Annotated in this window: 11 protein-coding genes; 6 read left to right on the top strand and 5 right to left on the bottom strand. The window is 35.4% G+C overall.

Annotated elements, in window-relative coordinates:
- Nucleotides 1-38 precede the first annotated feature (38 nt).
- Nucleotides 39-1,928 carry an Eco57I restriction-modification methylase domain-containing protein gene (locus tag NEF87_RS15280; RefSeq protein ID WP_457916485.1) on the top strand — a complete coding sequence of 630 codons (1,890 nt, stop codon included), beginning with the start codon at nt 39-41 and terminating at the stop codon, nt 1,926-1,928.
- Nucleotides 1,929-1,930: 2 nt separating this feature from the next.
- Here NEF87_RS15280 and NEF87_RS15275 read toward each other — a convergent pair whose 3' ends face one another.
- The 4 genes from NEF87_RS15275 to NEF87_RS15260 all read right to left on the bottom strand — a co-directional run bounded on the left by NEF87_RS15275 (nt 1,931) and on the right by NEF87_RS15260 (nt 6,022).
- On the bottom strand, nt 1,931-4,351 hold the full coding sequence (locus tag NEF87_RS15275) for an ABC transporter substrate-binding protein (protein ID WP_457916484.1): 2,421 nt from the start codon (nt 4,349-4,351) through the stop codon (nt 1,931-1,933).
- A gap of 104 nt (nt 4,352-4,455) precedes the next feature.
- Nucleotides 4,456-4,626 (bottom strand): M24 family metallopeptidase C-terminal domain-containing protein, encoded by a 171-nt coding sequence (locus NEF87_RS15270; protein ID WP_457920131.1) that lies wholly within the window; start codon nt 4,624-4,626, stop codon nt 4,456-4,458.
- A gap of 5 nt (nt 4,627-4,631) precedes the next feature.
- Complete coding sequence (locus NEF87_RS15265; protein WP_457920130.1) at nt 4,632-4,745, bottom strand: M24 family metallopeptidase; 114 nt, start codon at nt 4,743-4,745, stop codon at nt 4,632-4,634.
- Between the two features lie 74 nt (nt 4,746-4,819).
- Complete coding sequence (locus NEF87_RS15260) at nt 4,820-6,022, bottom strand: Rab family GTPase (RefSeq protein WP_371802257.1); 1,203 nt, start codon at nt 6,020-6,022, stop codon at nt 4,820-4,822.
- 171 nt (nt 6,023-6,193) lie between these two features.
- Here NEF87_RS15260 and NEF87_RS15255 point away from each other — a divergent pair, with 171 nt between their 5' ends.
- From NEF87_RS15255 to NEF87_RS15245, 3 genes are all read left to right on the top strand, one after another.
- Nucleotides 6,194-7,396: a VWA domain-containing protein gene (locus NEF87_RS15255; protein ID WP_457916483.1), complete on the top strand. Its 1,203-nt coding sequence runs from the start codon at nt 6,194-6,196 to the stop codon at nt 7,394-7,396.
- A gap of 90 nt (nt 7,397-7,486) precedes the next feature.
- Nucleotides 7,487-8,524 (top strand): NAD(P)-dependent oxidoreductase, encoded by a 1,038-nt coding sequence (locus NEF87_RS15250; RefSeq protein ID WP_457916482.1) that lies wholly within the window; start codon nt 7,487-7,489, stop codon nt 8,522-8,524.
- Nucleotides 8,525-8,837: 313 nt separating this feature from the next.
- Complete coding sequence (locus tag NEF87_RS15245; RefSeq protein ID WP_457916481.1) at nt 8,838-10,325, top strand: two-component system sensor histidine kinase NtrB; 1,488 nt, start codon at nt 8,838-8,840, stop codon at nt 10,323-10,325.
- Between the two features lie 39 nt (nt 10,326-10,364).
- Here the strand turns inward: NEF87_RS15245 and NEF87_RS15240 are convergent, their stop codons facing one another.
- Nucleotides 10,365-12,200 carry a thiamine pyrophosphate-binding protein gene (locus NEF87_RS15240; protein WP_457916480.1) on the bottom strand — a complete coding sequence of 612 codons (1,836 nt, stop codon included), beginning with the start codon at nt 12,198-12,200 and terminating at the stop codon, nt 10,365-10,367.
- A 90-nt stretch (nt 12,201-12,290) separates the two neighbouring features.
- On the opposite strand from NEF87_RS15240, the gene ilvD reads away from it, so the two are divergent.
- Both ilvD and NEF87_RS15230 read left to right on the top strand, forming a co-directional pair.
- Nucleotides 12,291-13,967, top strand: a complete 1,677-nt coding sequence (gene ilvD / locus NEF87_RS15235; protein ID WP_457916479.1) for a dihydroxy-acid dehydratase — start codon at nt 12,291-12,293, stop codon at nt 13,965-13,967.
- A 24-nt stretch (nt 13,968-13,991) separates the two neighbouring features.
- A complete protein-coding gene (locus tag NEF87_RS15230) occupies nt 13,992-15,572 on the top strand; it encodes a beta-N-acetylhexosaminidase (protein ID WP_457916478.1) in 1,581 nt (526 codons plus the stop codon).
- The last annotated feature ends 81 nt before the right edge of the window (nt 15,573-15,653 follow it).

Raw genomic sequence — 15,653 nt, 5'->3', positions numbered from 1 at the left:
AAAATATAAATTTTCATGGGACAATTTGTACCCATTAGATGTTTTCCCCCACTAACTTAAAACAAAAATTGTATCAGCAAATAAGGCTTGAATTAAGCACTTTAAAAAAAAAAAACTTGCCGTGGGACCAAGAATCATCCCGAACACATTATTGGAATGTGTTAATGCAGATGAACTTGCAGGAAACGATCAATCTGATAAAAAATGGGACAATTTACGATGAGATAGCAGATCCTTTGGGGGCCATTTATCATTTTTTCTTTCAACATTATCTAAAATGGGATGGTACTCAACTTCGGATTATTGAAAAAACACCCCGATTGAGAGAATCAGGTCGAGTATATACTCCAGAAGAAATAATTTATTACATTATTCAGCTTTTAACTAAGAAGCAAAACTCTGAAGACTCCAATCATGACGAATCGATTAAAGTAGCAGATATTGCATGTGGAACAGGGCGTTTTCTGACACAATGGTGGATTCAAGATCAAGAATCACAATTATCATCAGAATATCATTTTAATGTGGAAAACTATTATGGCTATGATATTGATGGTACCGCAATCAGTTTGTCAAAACATTCCCTCATCCCAAATGCAGTATGGAAGGAAACTGATGCATTGTTCGACCCAGAACTCGACACACCTCATCAATTCAATGTTATATTGGGAAATCCCCCCTATATTGAATCAAGGGCAATACCAGATAAAACATGGGCATCTTTAAGAAAGAAATACAAGTGCGCTTACAAAAAATTTGATATTTCCGTAGTGTTCTTAGAGAAAATCGTGACATTACTCAAACCAAGTGGTTTTGCAGGGTTAATATTGACCAACAAATGGATGGTATCATCCTATGGTATGAAAATTAGGGAATTATTGCTAACTCAAACCAAGATTCATTATATTATTGATGTGTCCCAGCTCCCTATCTTTCATAATGTCGCAACATACCCAGTAATAATTATTTTACAAAAAAAAGAATGCACTTCTGAGTCAATCTCACAACATAAGATACATATTGCTAAAACTGAAACGATTTCGGACCTTAAAACAATTATTTCGAATGAAACCTCCCCTCTTTCTAAGAATTTTTTCATTGATCAATCATATTTCTTGCTTGCTCATGATTTTATAATATCAACTGATTTAAACTCTTCAAATATAAAACTAATCGAATATTTAATGAAACTGCCAAAAGAAAATTATTTTTACATAGGTTCTAAATCAAGTCCCTATATTTTACGAAAGGGGATTCATACTGGAAATGTGAAGGATAAATTGATTTTTAAAAAGCAATCTTCTGATTCTAACCTCTTCAAAAAGCTAATAACTTCAAGAGATAAGGTGGAGAAGTTTAAAATCAAGTGGAATGGATTGTGGGTTCATTATAATTCAGATTTGATCGATCGTTCACAAGGCGATTATGGTTCCTTGAGGGATCAGTGGATCTTTGAAGCTAAACCAAAAATAATGATAAAACTGTTTGGAACTCAAATCCAAGCAGCGCTAGATCGAGATCAATATTATGCCAACAATTCTATCATTCTATTAGTAAGAAAAAACGATGCTGAAGAAATGCGATATCCATTTCTATCCCTCTTTCAATCGCATTGTGATGAATATTACTATCTTCTTGGAATTTTGAATTCGACATTTATTAGCACGTATTATCGCGCATTATTTTCCCATTCCCATGTTCGAGGCGATTACTTACAATTTTACATCAAAGATTTACAAAAAATACCCATAATGATTCCCACTCAAGAAAATTTGAGTGTTATTCAAGAAATTATAAAAGTAACGAAAGAATTGGAGAAATTTTCACAAGAAAATCTAAAAGCAAATTCAAATAAAAAAAATATAGCTAAAGAATCCAAATTGGAACGTTTAATCAAAGAGTTATATAAATTCGAGCATAAATCCTAACTTTATTCTTCAGTTATCATCACATTTTCGAACATGATTTTTCCTACGGGGGAATATTGAACATTTTCAATCCCTGTTTTTTTCTTTGCTACAATGGTTTTTGAATGATATAGATGAAGCCAAGGCACATCTGCGAGCAAAATTTTTTGAATTTCTTTATATTTTTCGATACGTTTTGCAGGAATGATGATCATCTTAGCTTCTTTCATTAATTCCAACACTTTGGGATTGTCATATTTCCCGAAATTGGTATAATTTGCAACATTAAAAATAGGCTCCAAAAAATTATCCATATCTCCTGTATCAGCGATCCACCCAATAATGGCAATATCTGCTTTTGCCATGCTTTCTGGTTTATAATACTGGGCTGCAGGTACCGGTACTAATGAACACTCAATCCCGACAGTTTTTAAATCTTCTTCAATGTATTCAATTATCTTTCGATTTTGGGTGTCTGAATTTACATCTGATTCTCTTATAAGAATTTTGAGTTTGTTGGTAGATTTGTTAAAATTTTTTTTCCTAAGGATCATCTTAGCTTTTTGTGGATTAAATGGATACCCACTTATAGATCGATCATTTAACATGCTGGGTGGAAAAATACCTTTACATTCATCAACTAAGTCAAGCATAACATCGGATATGATACGTTTTTTATTCACAGCATAGTTGATTGCTTCACGTATCTCGACATCTTGAACAAAAATAGAATTCGATCTGAAATTAAAGGCAGCAAAATTGGAAGATATTATATCCATGGTTTCGATTGTCATTGACGAATTAGTTGAACGGATTTTTTTGACTTGATTCATATCTTTAATCTCCAAGAAATGATACTTGCCTTGAATAACATTTTTTTCGAGATCTTCATCTTGGTAAGTAATATGAACTTCATCAACATATGGCAAACCTCCATAAAAATCTTTAAAGGCAGCTAATATATATTGGGATTCTGTCTCTGAAGACAAATAATAACTTCCACATCCGGTGAATTTGCCTCGTGGAATATCCTCTTTAGCTAAGATTGCAGTAGATGGTTGTGTTAAATTCAAAATAAATCCGGGGTATGGTGCTTTCAGTTTTAATTCAATTTGATAGGTATTGACTACTTTAATCCCTTTAAAAAGGGATGTTTTTCTATTATAAAATTCTTCAGCCCCTTCTAATGGAAATAGAAACCATGCTGCGGGGGAATTCAACTGAGGACTTAATAAACGATTGAAGGAATATTTCACATCATTAGCATTAACTGTTCTCCCATTATGGAATTTGACATTCCGACGTAAATTAAAAACCCAAGTGAGATTATCTTCTTTTACATACCATGATTTGGCAATTCCTGCTAATGCATTTAAATTATTGCCCATGGTAAGTAATCCAAGATGCATGTTTTGAAGGACATGATTGGTCGCAGCTTCAGTGGATACTGCAGGATCTCTCGTTCGTAATTCTCCAGCCATATATGTGGTGAGAATTATATTTTCCTGGGAAGAATTCAATTTGTTTTGGAGTTTTTCGACTTGATTAGATAAAGTAGTCAAAATATCCCCTACATTAGATAACTGGTTAATGGCTGCCTTTGTATTCTCAACATCAATTAGGGCGACTTCAGATAAACTCATAACTTTCTTAGACTCTCCATCCATAATTTGAGTGGAGTCCATGATTTGGCCCAAACTATCACTTTGACGATGGAGAGAAAGATTGATTTCGTTAATAACTCCAGAAGTTTCATCTACAGACTGTATAATATTATCAAAAACGGCATTAGTATCTTTAGTAATTTGTACACCTTCTTTGACTTTATTATTACTGTCTTTCATGGCTTCCAATGTGGTTTTGATACCGGTTTCGATTTTTGATAAAATATTATTAATTTCCTCTGCAGCATTATCACTACTTTTTGCGAGTTTTCCCACTTCATCAGCAACAACCGCAAATCCTCGTCCAGCATCTCCCGCTCTGGCAGCCTCAATTTGAGCATTAAGGGATAAAATATTTGTTTTTTGAGAAATATCTTTAATAATTTTAAGCATTTTTGAAATTTCCAGAGTTTGTTTACTTAAACTCAAAACCTCTGATTTAACACTTCCAACGGAAGTTTCAATGGCCTCAATTGCCTTGATGGAGCGATCTGTTGCCCCATGACCGCTTTTTGCCACACCCATAGTATTGTTAGCAATTATTTTTGAATTTTCAGTCTGTGCGTTGACTTCTTTATTGACCACGGAATAATTTTCAATTTCTTTGATCACCTTTTCTATGGCACCCATTTGATTAACAACACTTTTGGATATATCTTCGATAATATCAATCAAGTTTTCAGCAGCAGATTCAGTATTTTCGATTTTATTAGTCAATTTTGAAATTGTGCAGCGTTGATTATGTTGAGGTAAATGAAAATTCGTTTTTGCTAAGGTCAAAGTAATTTGTATAATTCATAATCAACCTAAATTTTTGAGTTTTGGAAGAATTGTTAAAAAAATTTGAAAAAAACCCATTTATTGAATTTCATGGGTTTTAGGAATTAACCATTTTTGCTTAGGGGGAGAAAGAAATGCTTCAAAGATTTACAGACCAATTTATGATAACCATTCAACAATTTTTTCTCTTCAAAATCTAACAAAGAAGGTTCAATTAATTCTAAATCAAAAGGACAGAGAATAAAAGTTTCAAATCTGTAAAATCCTTCAAAAATGGTCTCTAAAGATGGGTTATGGCCAAAAAGTTTTCAAGACGGGCTCCAAATTTACCTTCTAAGTAGACACCAGCTTCGATTGTGGTGATCATCCCTTTTTTTAGAAGATAACAATTTATATATTAAGATTATGAAAGAATATGGAAAGGGTTTGAAAAAGTATGAAAAAGAATCAGAATAAAAAAAAGGAGAATTACAAGAAGAGCCCGATCAAAGGCATTAATTCTTCTCGGAATTTTGGAATTCCCAAGACCTCTTGGCGCATATCTTGAGTTAAAATCCATAAATACACCATTCCACTATCGGAGGTTGTAATATATTCACTAATAAAGTGCATATTATTACGCGCATAGGTTAATGAATAGAAATCTTCTTTTTGAAGACCCGTGGTTAAATGGAAAAGATATAAGTTTTGCAAGTAGGCTGCAGAATTATTCAACATTTCTTCTTCTTGATGAGTTTCCCCATAAGAACCAAATACTAATCCAGTTGAGGAAATAAGAGTGCATGCTCGGGCGTTAATGTCTTTCACGAAGGTTTTCAACAATTCTTGAATTACTCCACCAGAGGTAGAGATCCGTTTTAAAGCCAAGCTGAATAAGTTTTCGATTGAATTTCTTTCGAAGATAGAACTATTTGCATAGCCAATATCAAATTTAGGATCAATAAACTTCTCAATATCGTCGATTATTTTAATTCGGCTTGAATTAATACTTTCTTCGTTGGCTATATCAGGATCCATTTTTGTAAATACAATTAAAACGGGTAAGAAAAGTTCAAATTTGGTATATGTCTCAAGAATTTGTTTTAAATAGTCAAGGGATTCATTATAACGATCTTTATCTTGAATATCAATGCAAAAGACCATCATATCAGCTTCTGAGAAATACATATCAGCTTTAGTGAAATATTGTTCTCGATATTCACTCTGTCCACCGAAATCATAAGCCATTAGATCGTACCCCAGAATCTTTGTATTTTGACGTGCCAATCCCCGGGTCGGAAGTAATTCTTTGATAGAAGAGTATTTTTCGGATAACGCAGTCAATGCGGAAGTTTTTCCAGCATTACCAAGACCTAAAAAGACAACCTTTTTCTTTTGCTCTCCAAATTCGGATAATTGTGTCATTCTCCAGAATAACATTTCCGCGATCATGGCGAGTTTGTTAACATCTTCAGGATCTAAGCCTTCAATGATAATTGGTTCCGAAAATTGAGCGAGTTCTTTTATGGTTTTTACTTCAAAATCTTCAAAGAAAGGGGCCCATTGCGCATCAAATGCTTTAAGTTCAACGAAAGGTAAATCTAATACATCAGAAGGTTTTTTAATAGAAGAAAAATCAAGTCCATCTTTAAAGAATCCCGTGATTTTTTCAAGAAAGTTTTGTTCAGACATTTATGATCAGTTCTATTAATTCGACATTAAAAAAAAAATTATGTAAATTTCCAAAAAATGATCATTTTTTATTGCAAGAGTAAATCTTTAAGAAAGAAAAACATATTTTTATATATAAATCTTTGAGCTGATGAAAAAATTCCCGATTACGCCTCCGAAGCAATAGTATTTGTGTTAGATGCCTCCCGATCCATGTTCCGTACTGATTACAGCCCAAATCGGTTAGAAGCTTGTAAATCCGCCATACTTCATTTTATTCAGTCAAGAATGACCCATGACAGCGTAGTTGGGAGTTCATCAGCCTATAGTGTTGTAGTCATAAGTGATGCTGCAAAAAAGGTATTTGATTTTACGGATAGTGCATCTTATGACCAAATCGCATCCTACTTTGCAGATCTTACCTGCCATGGTCGAAGCGCTTTGGGAGAAGGTGTGGGTATGGCAATAAAAATACTAATTGAAGACATCAGAACTAATGGTGCGAGATCTCCGAAGATTATAATTTTTTCCGATGGAAAATATACCAATTCAAAGGTAGATCCAATTAAAATGGCAAACCTTTCACAGCAATTGGGTATTAAAATGGATACTATACGAGTGGGCGATGTAGAACACTTCAGTATATTAAAACAACTGGCAGATACGACGGGGGGAAAATATAGTTATGCAAATAACGCTGCAATAATTCTAAATTATGTGGCCGAACTAGCGACATCAAATATGGAGCTTCCTAGCTCAACCCCACGGAAAAGTAAAGAAAAAGTATCTGCGAAAGTATTAAAAAAGATAGCGGCCCCCCTTTTAGATGAAAATGAAATGAATCGAGGAACCGAAGATCAAAAAGGGTTAATAGAGCGACTTAGAGGAACCAAATCTTATGAACGTTGTTCGATTTGTTTTCAACCGAACGACCCATATTCAAAAACAAGCTTTTCCATTTCGGGACGGTTTTGTCCTAACTGTGGAACCCCAATGCACACAACTTGTGCCAGTATGTGGGCAAAAAACCAAGATAAGGAAGGAGATGGAACCATTTTTCGTTGTGTTCATTGCCTTTATCTTTTACAAATCCCCGCTTCTGTTCAAACAGCAGTTAGAATGCACCAATCAATGATGAAAACAATGAAGGGATCTCAATCAGATAAGAAATCACCTCAATCATATCCAGTGTCAACAGCGATAGCAAGTTCGTTTGGAGAAGAAGCCATGTATTCTGCCTGTCCAGTTTGTGATGGGATCTTCGAAGAGAAGGATGAAGTTTTAAAATGTGGGAATCCAGATTGTAACGCCATCTATCATTCTCATTGCTTTGATAAATTATCCAATCACACATGCAAATCATGCGGTTCTAAAATGACTCGATTATTCCAGTAAGCTTGCATTCTCATTCCCATCAATCGATCTCTTTGTTATGATCGATTATTTTTATCAACATTTTTCAATAATTTTTCGTTTCTAATTATAATGAAAGTAAATCCAATCACGGTTTTATTTCTTTATAAACCATTTGAACGGGTAAAACAACATCTTCTATCACATTTTAAAGATTTTTCTCATGTTAAATTTATAATTCCAGATGATACATCCGAAGAACACTTACTTACCTTAATTCCGGAAGCGGATGTCTTGATTTATTGGGATACTTCTGAAAAAATTTTACGGGCAGCGAAGAAATTAAGACTTTATATTAGTCCTTATACGGGGGTTGAACATCTTTCACGAAAACTCTTGAATATCCAAAATTTACCTAAATTTACGCTGTGTAATGCGCATGGGGCATCTGGACTTATCGCTCAACAGACAATTGCAATGCTATTTGCCATTTGTAATCATATAGTTTACCATCACAATGATATGGCTAAAGGAAATTGGATTCCAGGAGGAGAAGGAGTGGAAGAACCCGCCCCTTCAATAAAGCTTACCGCACGAAAGATAGGCTTACTTGGATACGGACAAATTAACCAAAAAGTGCATCATATGTTATGTGGTATCAATGAAAATATACATATTCTGAAGCGTTCATGGACAGAAAAGGCTAAGAAAAGTCAAAAGAAAGTTAAATTTTATAATTTTGAAGAACGTGATGAATTTTTCCAAGCCATCGACATACTGATCATTGCAGCACCCCTAACAAAACTCACTCATCAAATGATCACAAGTAGAGAGTTGAAATTGTTGGGGAAAAAGGGAATTATTGTAAATGTTGGAAGGGCAGATATTATAGTTGAAGAAGATCTCTTTAAATCCTTACAAAATGGAACCATTGCACGAGCAGCTCTTGATGTGTGGTATCGATATCGACCAGAACCGAATGAAAAAGGTAAAAAATATCCATATACATATCCATTCCATGAATTATCAAATGTTTTAATTTCACCCCATCGGGCTGACTCACCTTTTGATGATCTAGAACGTTGGTCTGACATTATTGAAAATATAAAAATTTTAGCTTCTGGTGGTTCTAATTATAAAAACGTAGTTGATATCACCAATGGATACTAAGCTGAAATCTTGGAAAAAAAAAATGACAAAGTGTTCCAAATTTTTTCTAAAATAAAATTTCATAACGGCTATTTGATTCAATCAAATAGGTGTTTCAATGATCGAACTAACCATGATGATTTTTTTTAATTTTATCTCCATCTTTATTTTGCTGCTTATAGATACTTATATGTACATAAGTTTCAAAGATTCTAGTTTCAAATTGTGGAATTTTGCGTTGATTTCATATTTGATATTCATTTTCACCCAATTTTTCTTCGATTCCGAATCTCCATCACCTTATTTGTATTTACTACGAATGTTGATGTTGATCTTGGCAACTTTTCTTATGAATGCAGGAGTACAAAAATTTGTTGGGAGAACACCATCAATATCTCATTTTATTAATCTTGGACTAGCTGCAATATGGCTTTGTGTTGGTGTAGTTTACATACCGAATTTAAATTTGATATCTGTCCCTATTTTTATTTCACTTGATATTTCCTTATTTATAGGACTCTACATTCTGCAAAAATTTTATTCTAATGGGTTTGAATTGCGATTTAATTTTGTCGTAACCATTTTATGGGCCATTAATTATCTCTGTTTTCCACTAATTGATATCTACAAAGAGAAGGGGGTAATTTTTGATTCAGTTAATGTAGTTTTTATTCTTTTTCAAGGACTTTCCTTCATTTTAATGCATTCCCACAGAAGAAATGAAGAATTATTGAAGGAATCAAGCCGTCTCATTATGACAATAAATCACCTGACCGATGGACTCCTCATTCTAAATTTAGATCACCAAATTGCATTAATGAATCAGAAAGCGGAGATTATGACAGGAATTCGATATTCAGAAGCTAAAGCACATTTATTGGAAGATGTCTATATAACACGAAATCTGAATGACAAAGACACACATCCAACATATTTTGATGAAATACTCAAAGATCCCACGTCAAAACCTTCTCGAGAGTGTTATTTAATTTCGAAAGATAAGCAAAAACGGATAGTCTCAGAAAGCGTTAGACCTACACTCAATTTTCGTGGTGAATTGACAGGATTTATCATTTTATTCCGAGACATCACAAAATTATCCTATTTTGAGGAGGAAAGTGTAATATCAAGAAATCTGAATTCCATAAGTACTTTAGCAGGGGGCATTGCACATGATTTTAATAATATACTAACATCCATCATCGGAAATATCTCAATTATTAAAGAGGAAGACGATTTAGGTCCAGAAAAAGAAGAAATTGTTAATGATATTGAGTCCGCCGCGTATCGAGCTAAAAAATTAGCAAATCAATATCTAACATTTGCAGAAGGGGGAAATCCAATCAAAAAACTAGGGGATCCTGTGAAATTGGTTAAAAATATGATTGATGAATTGCTTCATAACTCTAATATCTCCTATGACGTGCAAGTTAAGACTGAGATTTGGCCAGTAAAATTTGATAAAGAACAAATGGAGCTCGCAATCAGCAATTTAATTATAAATGCACTTGAATCCATGCCGAATAGTGGATTATTAACAATAATTTTTGATAATATTGCAATTCCTAATAATTCCGATTTTGGATTGGTTTCGGACAATTATGTACAAATTAGTATTACTGACACAGGAATTGGAATTCAGCCAGAAAACATCATGAAGGTATTTGATCCCTATTTTACGACTAAACCCGATCATAAGGGAATTGGACTACCGACAACGTATTCAATTATAAAAAAGCACAATGGAAATATAAAGCTACAATCGGAAGTCGGAGTAGGAACATATATAAGTTTCTTCCTTCCAGCAGTGGTTCAAAATTAATAGCTTATCAGATTGAAAAAGAAAATGTTTAAAAAAAAACTAAGAAATATCTTCATCTTGAATTTCCGACAAATATACCTTTCTTTTCTCTTCCATATATGAAGGAATTGGAACATCCCACCATCCCCAAGCAGGAGATCCAGAATATTTGGGATCTCGAGAAGTCATTATTTCTATCACAGCGGGTCCTTCTTGGGAAAATGCTTGTTTAAGATTGGGGATAATTTCGGAGATTTTAGAAATACGTGTCGCCCAGCATCCAAACCCTTTGGCAATATCGGCGAAATTTGGGGTATAGGAGTTTCCATTGTGATCAGTAAATTCAGTTGCGTAACTATGGTTTTTTCCATAAACATCTCTCTGTAAATCAGTTATTGCCATCCATCCCGCATTATTGAGAACAATTAGGACCACATTTAAATTCAATTGTTTAGCCGTGGATAGTTCTTGCATGGTCATCATAAAATCCCCATCTCCAACCAATCCAATCACTTGAGTTTTTGGTTTTCCTAGTTTTGCTCCGATTGCAGCAGGTAAGGTGTAACCCATGGTAGAAAATCCTCCGGCTGTAATACACGTATGCGGTTCATAAAATTCAAGCTCTTGAATTAATTGAGCTTGCACATTGCCAGAACTGGTGACTATAATAGCATCTCGATCTAAGAAAGTGCGAACTTGCTTGATAACACTGGATATCATGACAGGAGATAAGGCTGGTTTTTGCCATTGATCAATAAAGGTGAGCCACTCAGCCCGAAGCTGTTGAATTTCCTTATAATACTCTGAACCAACATAGTTCTTTGGTTGGAAATTCTGTTTGAGTTCTTGAAGCATATCAGTTAAGACAGATTTAATATCGCCAATAATGCCAATATCGGTGTCATAATTCTTCCCAATTTCATGGGGATCGATATCCACTTGAATTAACCGAGTGTCGTTGCGACTGGGTCCAAAATTCCATGCTGCACCTTTTTTATAAGAACAAGTCGATTCATCAGCAAAACGGGTTCCTAAGGCAAGAACAACATCGGCTTTTCGACTAAGGCTAATCCCGCATTTTGTACCCTTAGACCCAGTAGCCCATCCAAAAAGAGGGTGATCATTTGGGAAAGCATCTTTTGCCATCATTGAAGCTAAAACAGGAATGCCTAAAAATTCAGCAAGGGCTTTAACTTCTGTAAATGCTTCAGAAGTGACAACACCACCACCTAACCAAATTAAGGGACGTTTCGCTTTAACAAGCATTTCAACTGCAGCAACTACTTGTGATTTTTCACCTCGTGGTCGTTTCATTGTCCGACGTTTCTCTGAGTTAGGTAATAATTTCGAAATTGGGGCACATTGCACATCCATAGGGAGATCTATGTGAATTGGCCCCCTTCTTCCAGTTAACATAAGATTGAAGGCTCGCTGTAATGTTTTAGGGAGTTGATTGACATGAGCCAGATCAAAGGAACGTTTAACTACGGGTTCTACAATTCGGGGCATAGCGCTGTCATGTTTTCTTTCAATTTCTTGTAATACTCCTACTCCTCGCATATGTACATGCGTATCTCCAGTAATAACAAGTACAGGCATAGAGTCAACAAATGCATCAGCAAGCCCAATGGTTGTATTTATCGCACCTGGCCCAATACTTGTAAAGACTGCCAAAGGTTGGCCCGTTACCCGATAATACCCCACAGCCATATGTACCCCAGCCATTTCTTGTTTTGGTTGAATAACTTTAATCTGATTCTTCCTGCGAAGAAATGCATCGGTAAGACCCAAAGCACCATGGCCGGGGATTCCAAAAACGTATGGGATTTTTTCTTGGATCAAATAATCTACAATATATTCTCCCCCTGATCGGGGTTTTCCTGTATGATCGTTCATTTTCTATTAACACATTTGATTACTATTTTTTTTCCTTATTTCTTAATTGGGTTAAAAAAACTTAAATCATTTTATATTTAAGCTATATTAATGGAAAAGAATTCCACATCTTCTTATGGATTGGGCAAGATTGATCCTAGATTAGCATACAAGCGAGCTTTATATCGCGGATGTGGATATTCGACAGAAGAAATTAAGAAACCCCATATTGGAATTGCAAACTCATTTACTGAAGCAAATCCCGGACATGTTCATCTTCGTGAATTAGCTGAACTCGTTAAGCAAGGTGTTCAAAAAGGAGGAGGTACTCCGATTGAGTTCAATACGATTGCAATATGTGATGGAATTGCAAACAGTGGTTCCAATAGTAAATATGTACTTCCATCACGTGATATAATTGCAGCGAGTATTGAGTGTCAAGTCCAAGCCCATAATTTTGACGCTTTAATTTGCATTTGTTCTTGTGATAAAATAATTCCTGGAATGGTCATGGGAGCGATCCGATGCAATCTCCCAACCATTTTTCTAACAGGCGGAGTTATGGCTCCAACCGAGATTCCTGGAATAGGAATCAAAGTAACTTCTGACATTAAAGAAGCTATTGGGGAATGGAACGCTGGAAAAATTGATGATGAGACATTCGCAAAAATAGAAACCCATACATGTAGCTCCCCTGGAGCATGCAATATGATGGGTACAGCAAATACAATGGCATCCATTGTGGAAGGAATGGGACTTTCCTTACCAAATTGCGCTATGACTCCCGCCATTTCTAAGGAACGAACAAAATTGGCCATTGAGACTGGTCGACAAGTTATGCAACTGCTGAAAAAGTCTTTGAAAATAACGGACATTTTATCAAAATCGGCCTTACTCAATGGAATTAAGCTAGGGTTGGCCATCGGTGGATCAAGCAACATGGTGCTACATTGTTGTGCCTTCGCATATGAATTAGGATTCGATTTTTCTCATGAAATTTTCGACGAACTTTCTAGAACTACCCCCCTACTATGTAAATTTAAACCCGCTTCAAATTGGAACTTGTCAGATTATTATCTCGCAGGAGGAATTCCTGCAACTTTAAAGGAATTGGAAGAAATTTTAGATGGGGATTGTATTACTGTCACAGGAAAATATTTGAAAGAAAATATCACCAAAGTAAAAAATTTAAATCCATCGATTATCCATTCGATTGATCATCCTTTGAATTCTGAAGGTGGACTAGCGGTTTTAAAAGGTTCATTAGCTCCAGAAGGAGCCATAGTGAAACAATCGGCAGTTCATCCCAACATGATGGTCCATACAGGTCCTGCCAAAGTATTCCAATCTGAAGAAGCGGTTAAAGACGCTTTACTCTCAAACCAAGTTCAACCTGGAGATGTTTTAGTTATTCAATACGAAGGTCCTAAAGGATCTCCAGGAATGCGAGAATTATCACTTCCAGCAGCTATTTTGATAGGGATGGGATTGGGTGATTCGGTCGCGATGATCACTGATGGTAGATACAGTGGAGCCAGTCGTGGTCCTTGTATTGGCCATGTTTGTCCTGAAGCCCAAGTTGGGGGACCAATTGGATTAGTACAAAATGGAGATTTAATTGAAATCGACATCCCTAACCGAAAATTAAATCTTATGGTTTCTCAAGAGAAACTCAACTTGCGGAGGAAAGAATGGCAAGCCCCTCCATCCAAATTTTTTCGAGGAATTCTCGCATTATATCCCAAGATTGTATCAAGTGCAAAATATGGAGCAATTTTTCGTCTTTAACTTAGTAATATCGGAAGTATCAAAATGAACATAATACCAATGCCAGCGATCCTCACTGAAAATGAGGGAAAATTTCACTTCACTGACCAAATCGCCATTTCATCAAACCCAGAAGCTAAATCCATTGCCCTCTGGGCTCAGAAATTTCTACAAAAATCATCAGGATTTCCCTTACCGATAGAAAACACTGTCAAAGAGGATTCTGAAGAAAATTACATTACATTTTTATTGGTAAGCAATTCTGCAAATATAAAACCCGAAGGATACAAACTTCGAATAGAACCTTCTAGGATTCTTATCCAAGCGATAGATTTAGCAGGATTATTCTACGGATTTCAAACGCTCCGCCAATTACTCCCTAAAGAAATTGAACAGAATGAGCCAAAAAATGATATTAAATGGAAAATTCCGTGTGTTTTAATTGAAGATTCACCTCGTTTTTCATGGCGTGGATTTATGTTGGATGTTGGGCGCCATTTTCAACCCATAGCTCAGATTAAGAAAATGCTCGATCAAATGGCGCTCTTTAAAATGAATCGTTTCCATTTTCATCTAACCGAAGATCAGGGATGGCGAATCCAGATAAATAAATACCCAAAATTGACAGAAATTGGCTCGAAGCGAAACGACACAAAAATAGGAGGATGGCTCAGCAAGCAATACCGTGGACAACCTCATGAAGGGTTTTATACTCAAGATGAAATTCAAGAAATTGTAGGATATGCAAAGGAAAGATTTATTGAAGTCATCCCTGAAATAGAATTACCCGGTCATTCTCGTGCCGCATTAGCTGCTTATCCACATCTCGGATGTTTAGGCACACAAATGGAAGTACCTTCGAAATTTGGAATTTTCCACGATATATATTGTGCGGGGAAAGAGGAAACCTTTTCATTTTTACAGAATGTTTTTGATGAACTTTTAAACTTGTTTCCTTACACCTATGTTCATATTGGAGGAGATGAAACCCCCAAGAAACGATGGAAATCTTGTCCCCATTGTCAACAAAGAATTGTGGAAAAAAATCTTGACGATGAAAAGGATCTCCAAACCTACTTTGTGAATCGAATGTTCAACTATTTAACATCCAAAGGCAAAAAAGTAATTGGCTGGAATGAAATACTACATCCAAACTTGAATCCTGAAGCCGTTGGACAATGGTGGATAGGAGGAAAGAAGAAGATTATTTCCCATCTTAGGCAAGGGCGAAAAATAATTGTTTCCAAATTGACTCAAGTCTATTTAGATTACAACTATGTGATGACTCCCCTTCGAAAAACATACGCTTTAGAACCAATTCCTTCCGGATTAGAATCAAAATATCACTCAAACATTTTAGGCGTCGAAGCACCATTATGGACAGAATGGGTTCCCAATAATACTCGGTTTGAGTGGCAAGTCTTCCCCCGAATCATAGCTGTAGCAGAAACGGCTTGGACACAAAAAGAAAATAAAAACTTTCAATCCTTTATGACTCGGCTAACTGCCATTTATCAACGATTATCCCTTATGGGAATCAAACCTGCTACTATAAAGAATGTAAACCCAAAAGGAATAAAACGATTTCTGAAAATGCCTTCGATTGGGAAATGGCCACTAGTTTAATGAAATATTTGGCAAGTGAAAAATGTTTGCTATCAATTATTGTTATCAATAGGACTGTGCATGATACATTTTTATAGAATA

The sequence above is a fragment of the Candidatus Lokiarchaeum ossiferum genome, assembly GCA_025839675.1.
Taxonomy (GTDB): Archaea; Asgardarchaeota; Lokiarchaeia; order Sigyniarchaeales; family Promethearchaeaceae; genus Lokiarchaeum; species Lokiarchaeum ossiferum.
The sequence above is the reverse complement of the archived record's forward strand: the minus strand, read 5'-3'. Positions and strand labels throughout refer to the sequence as shown.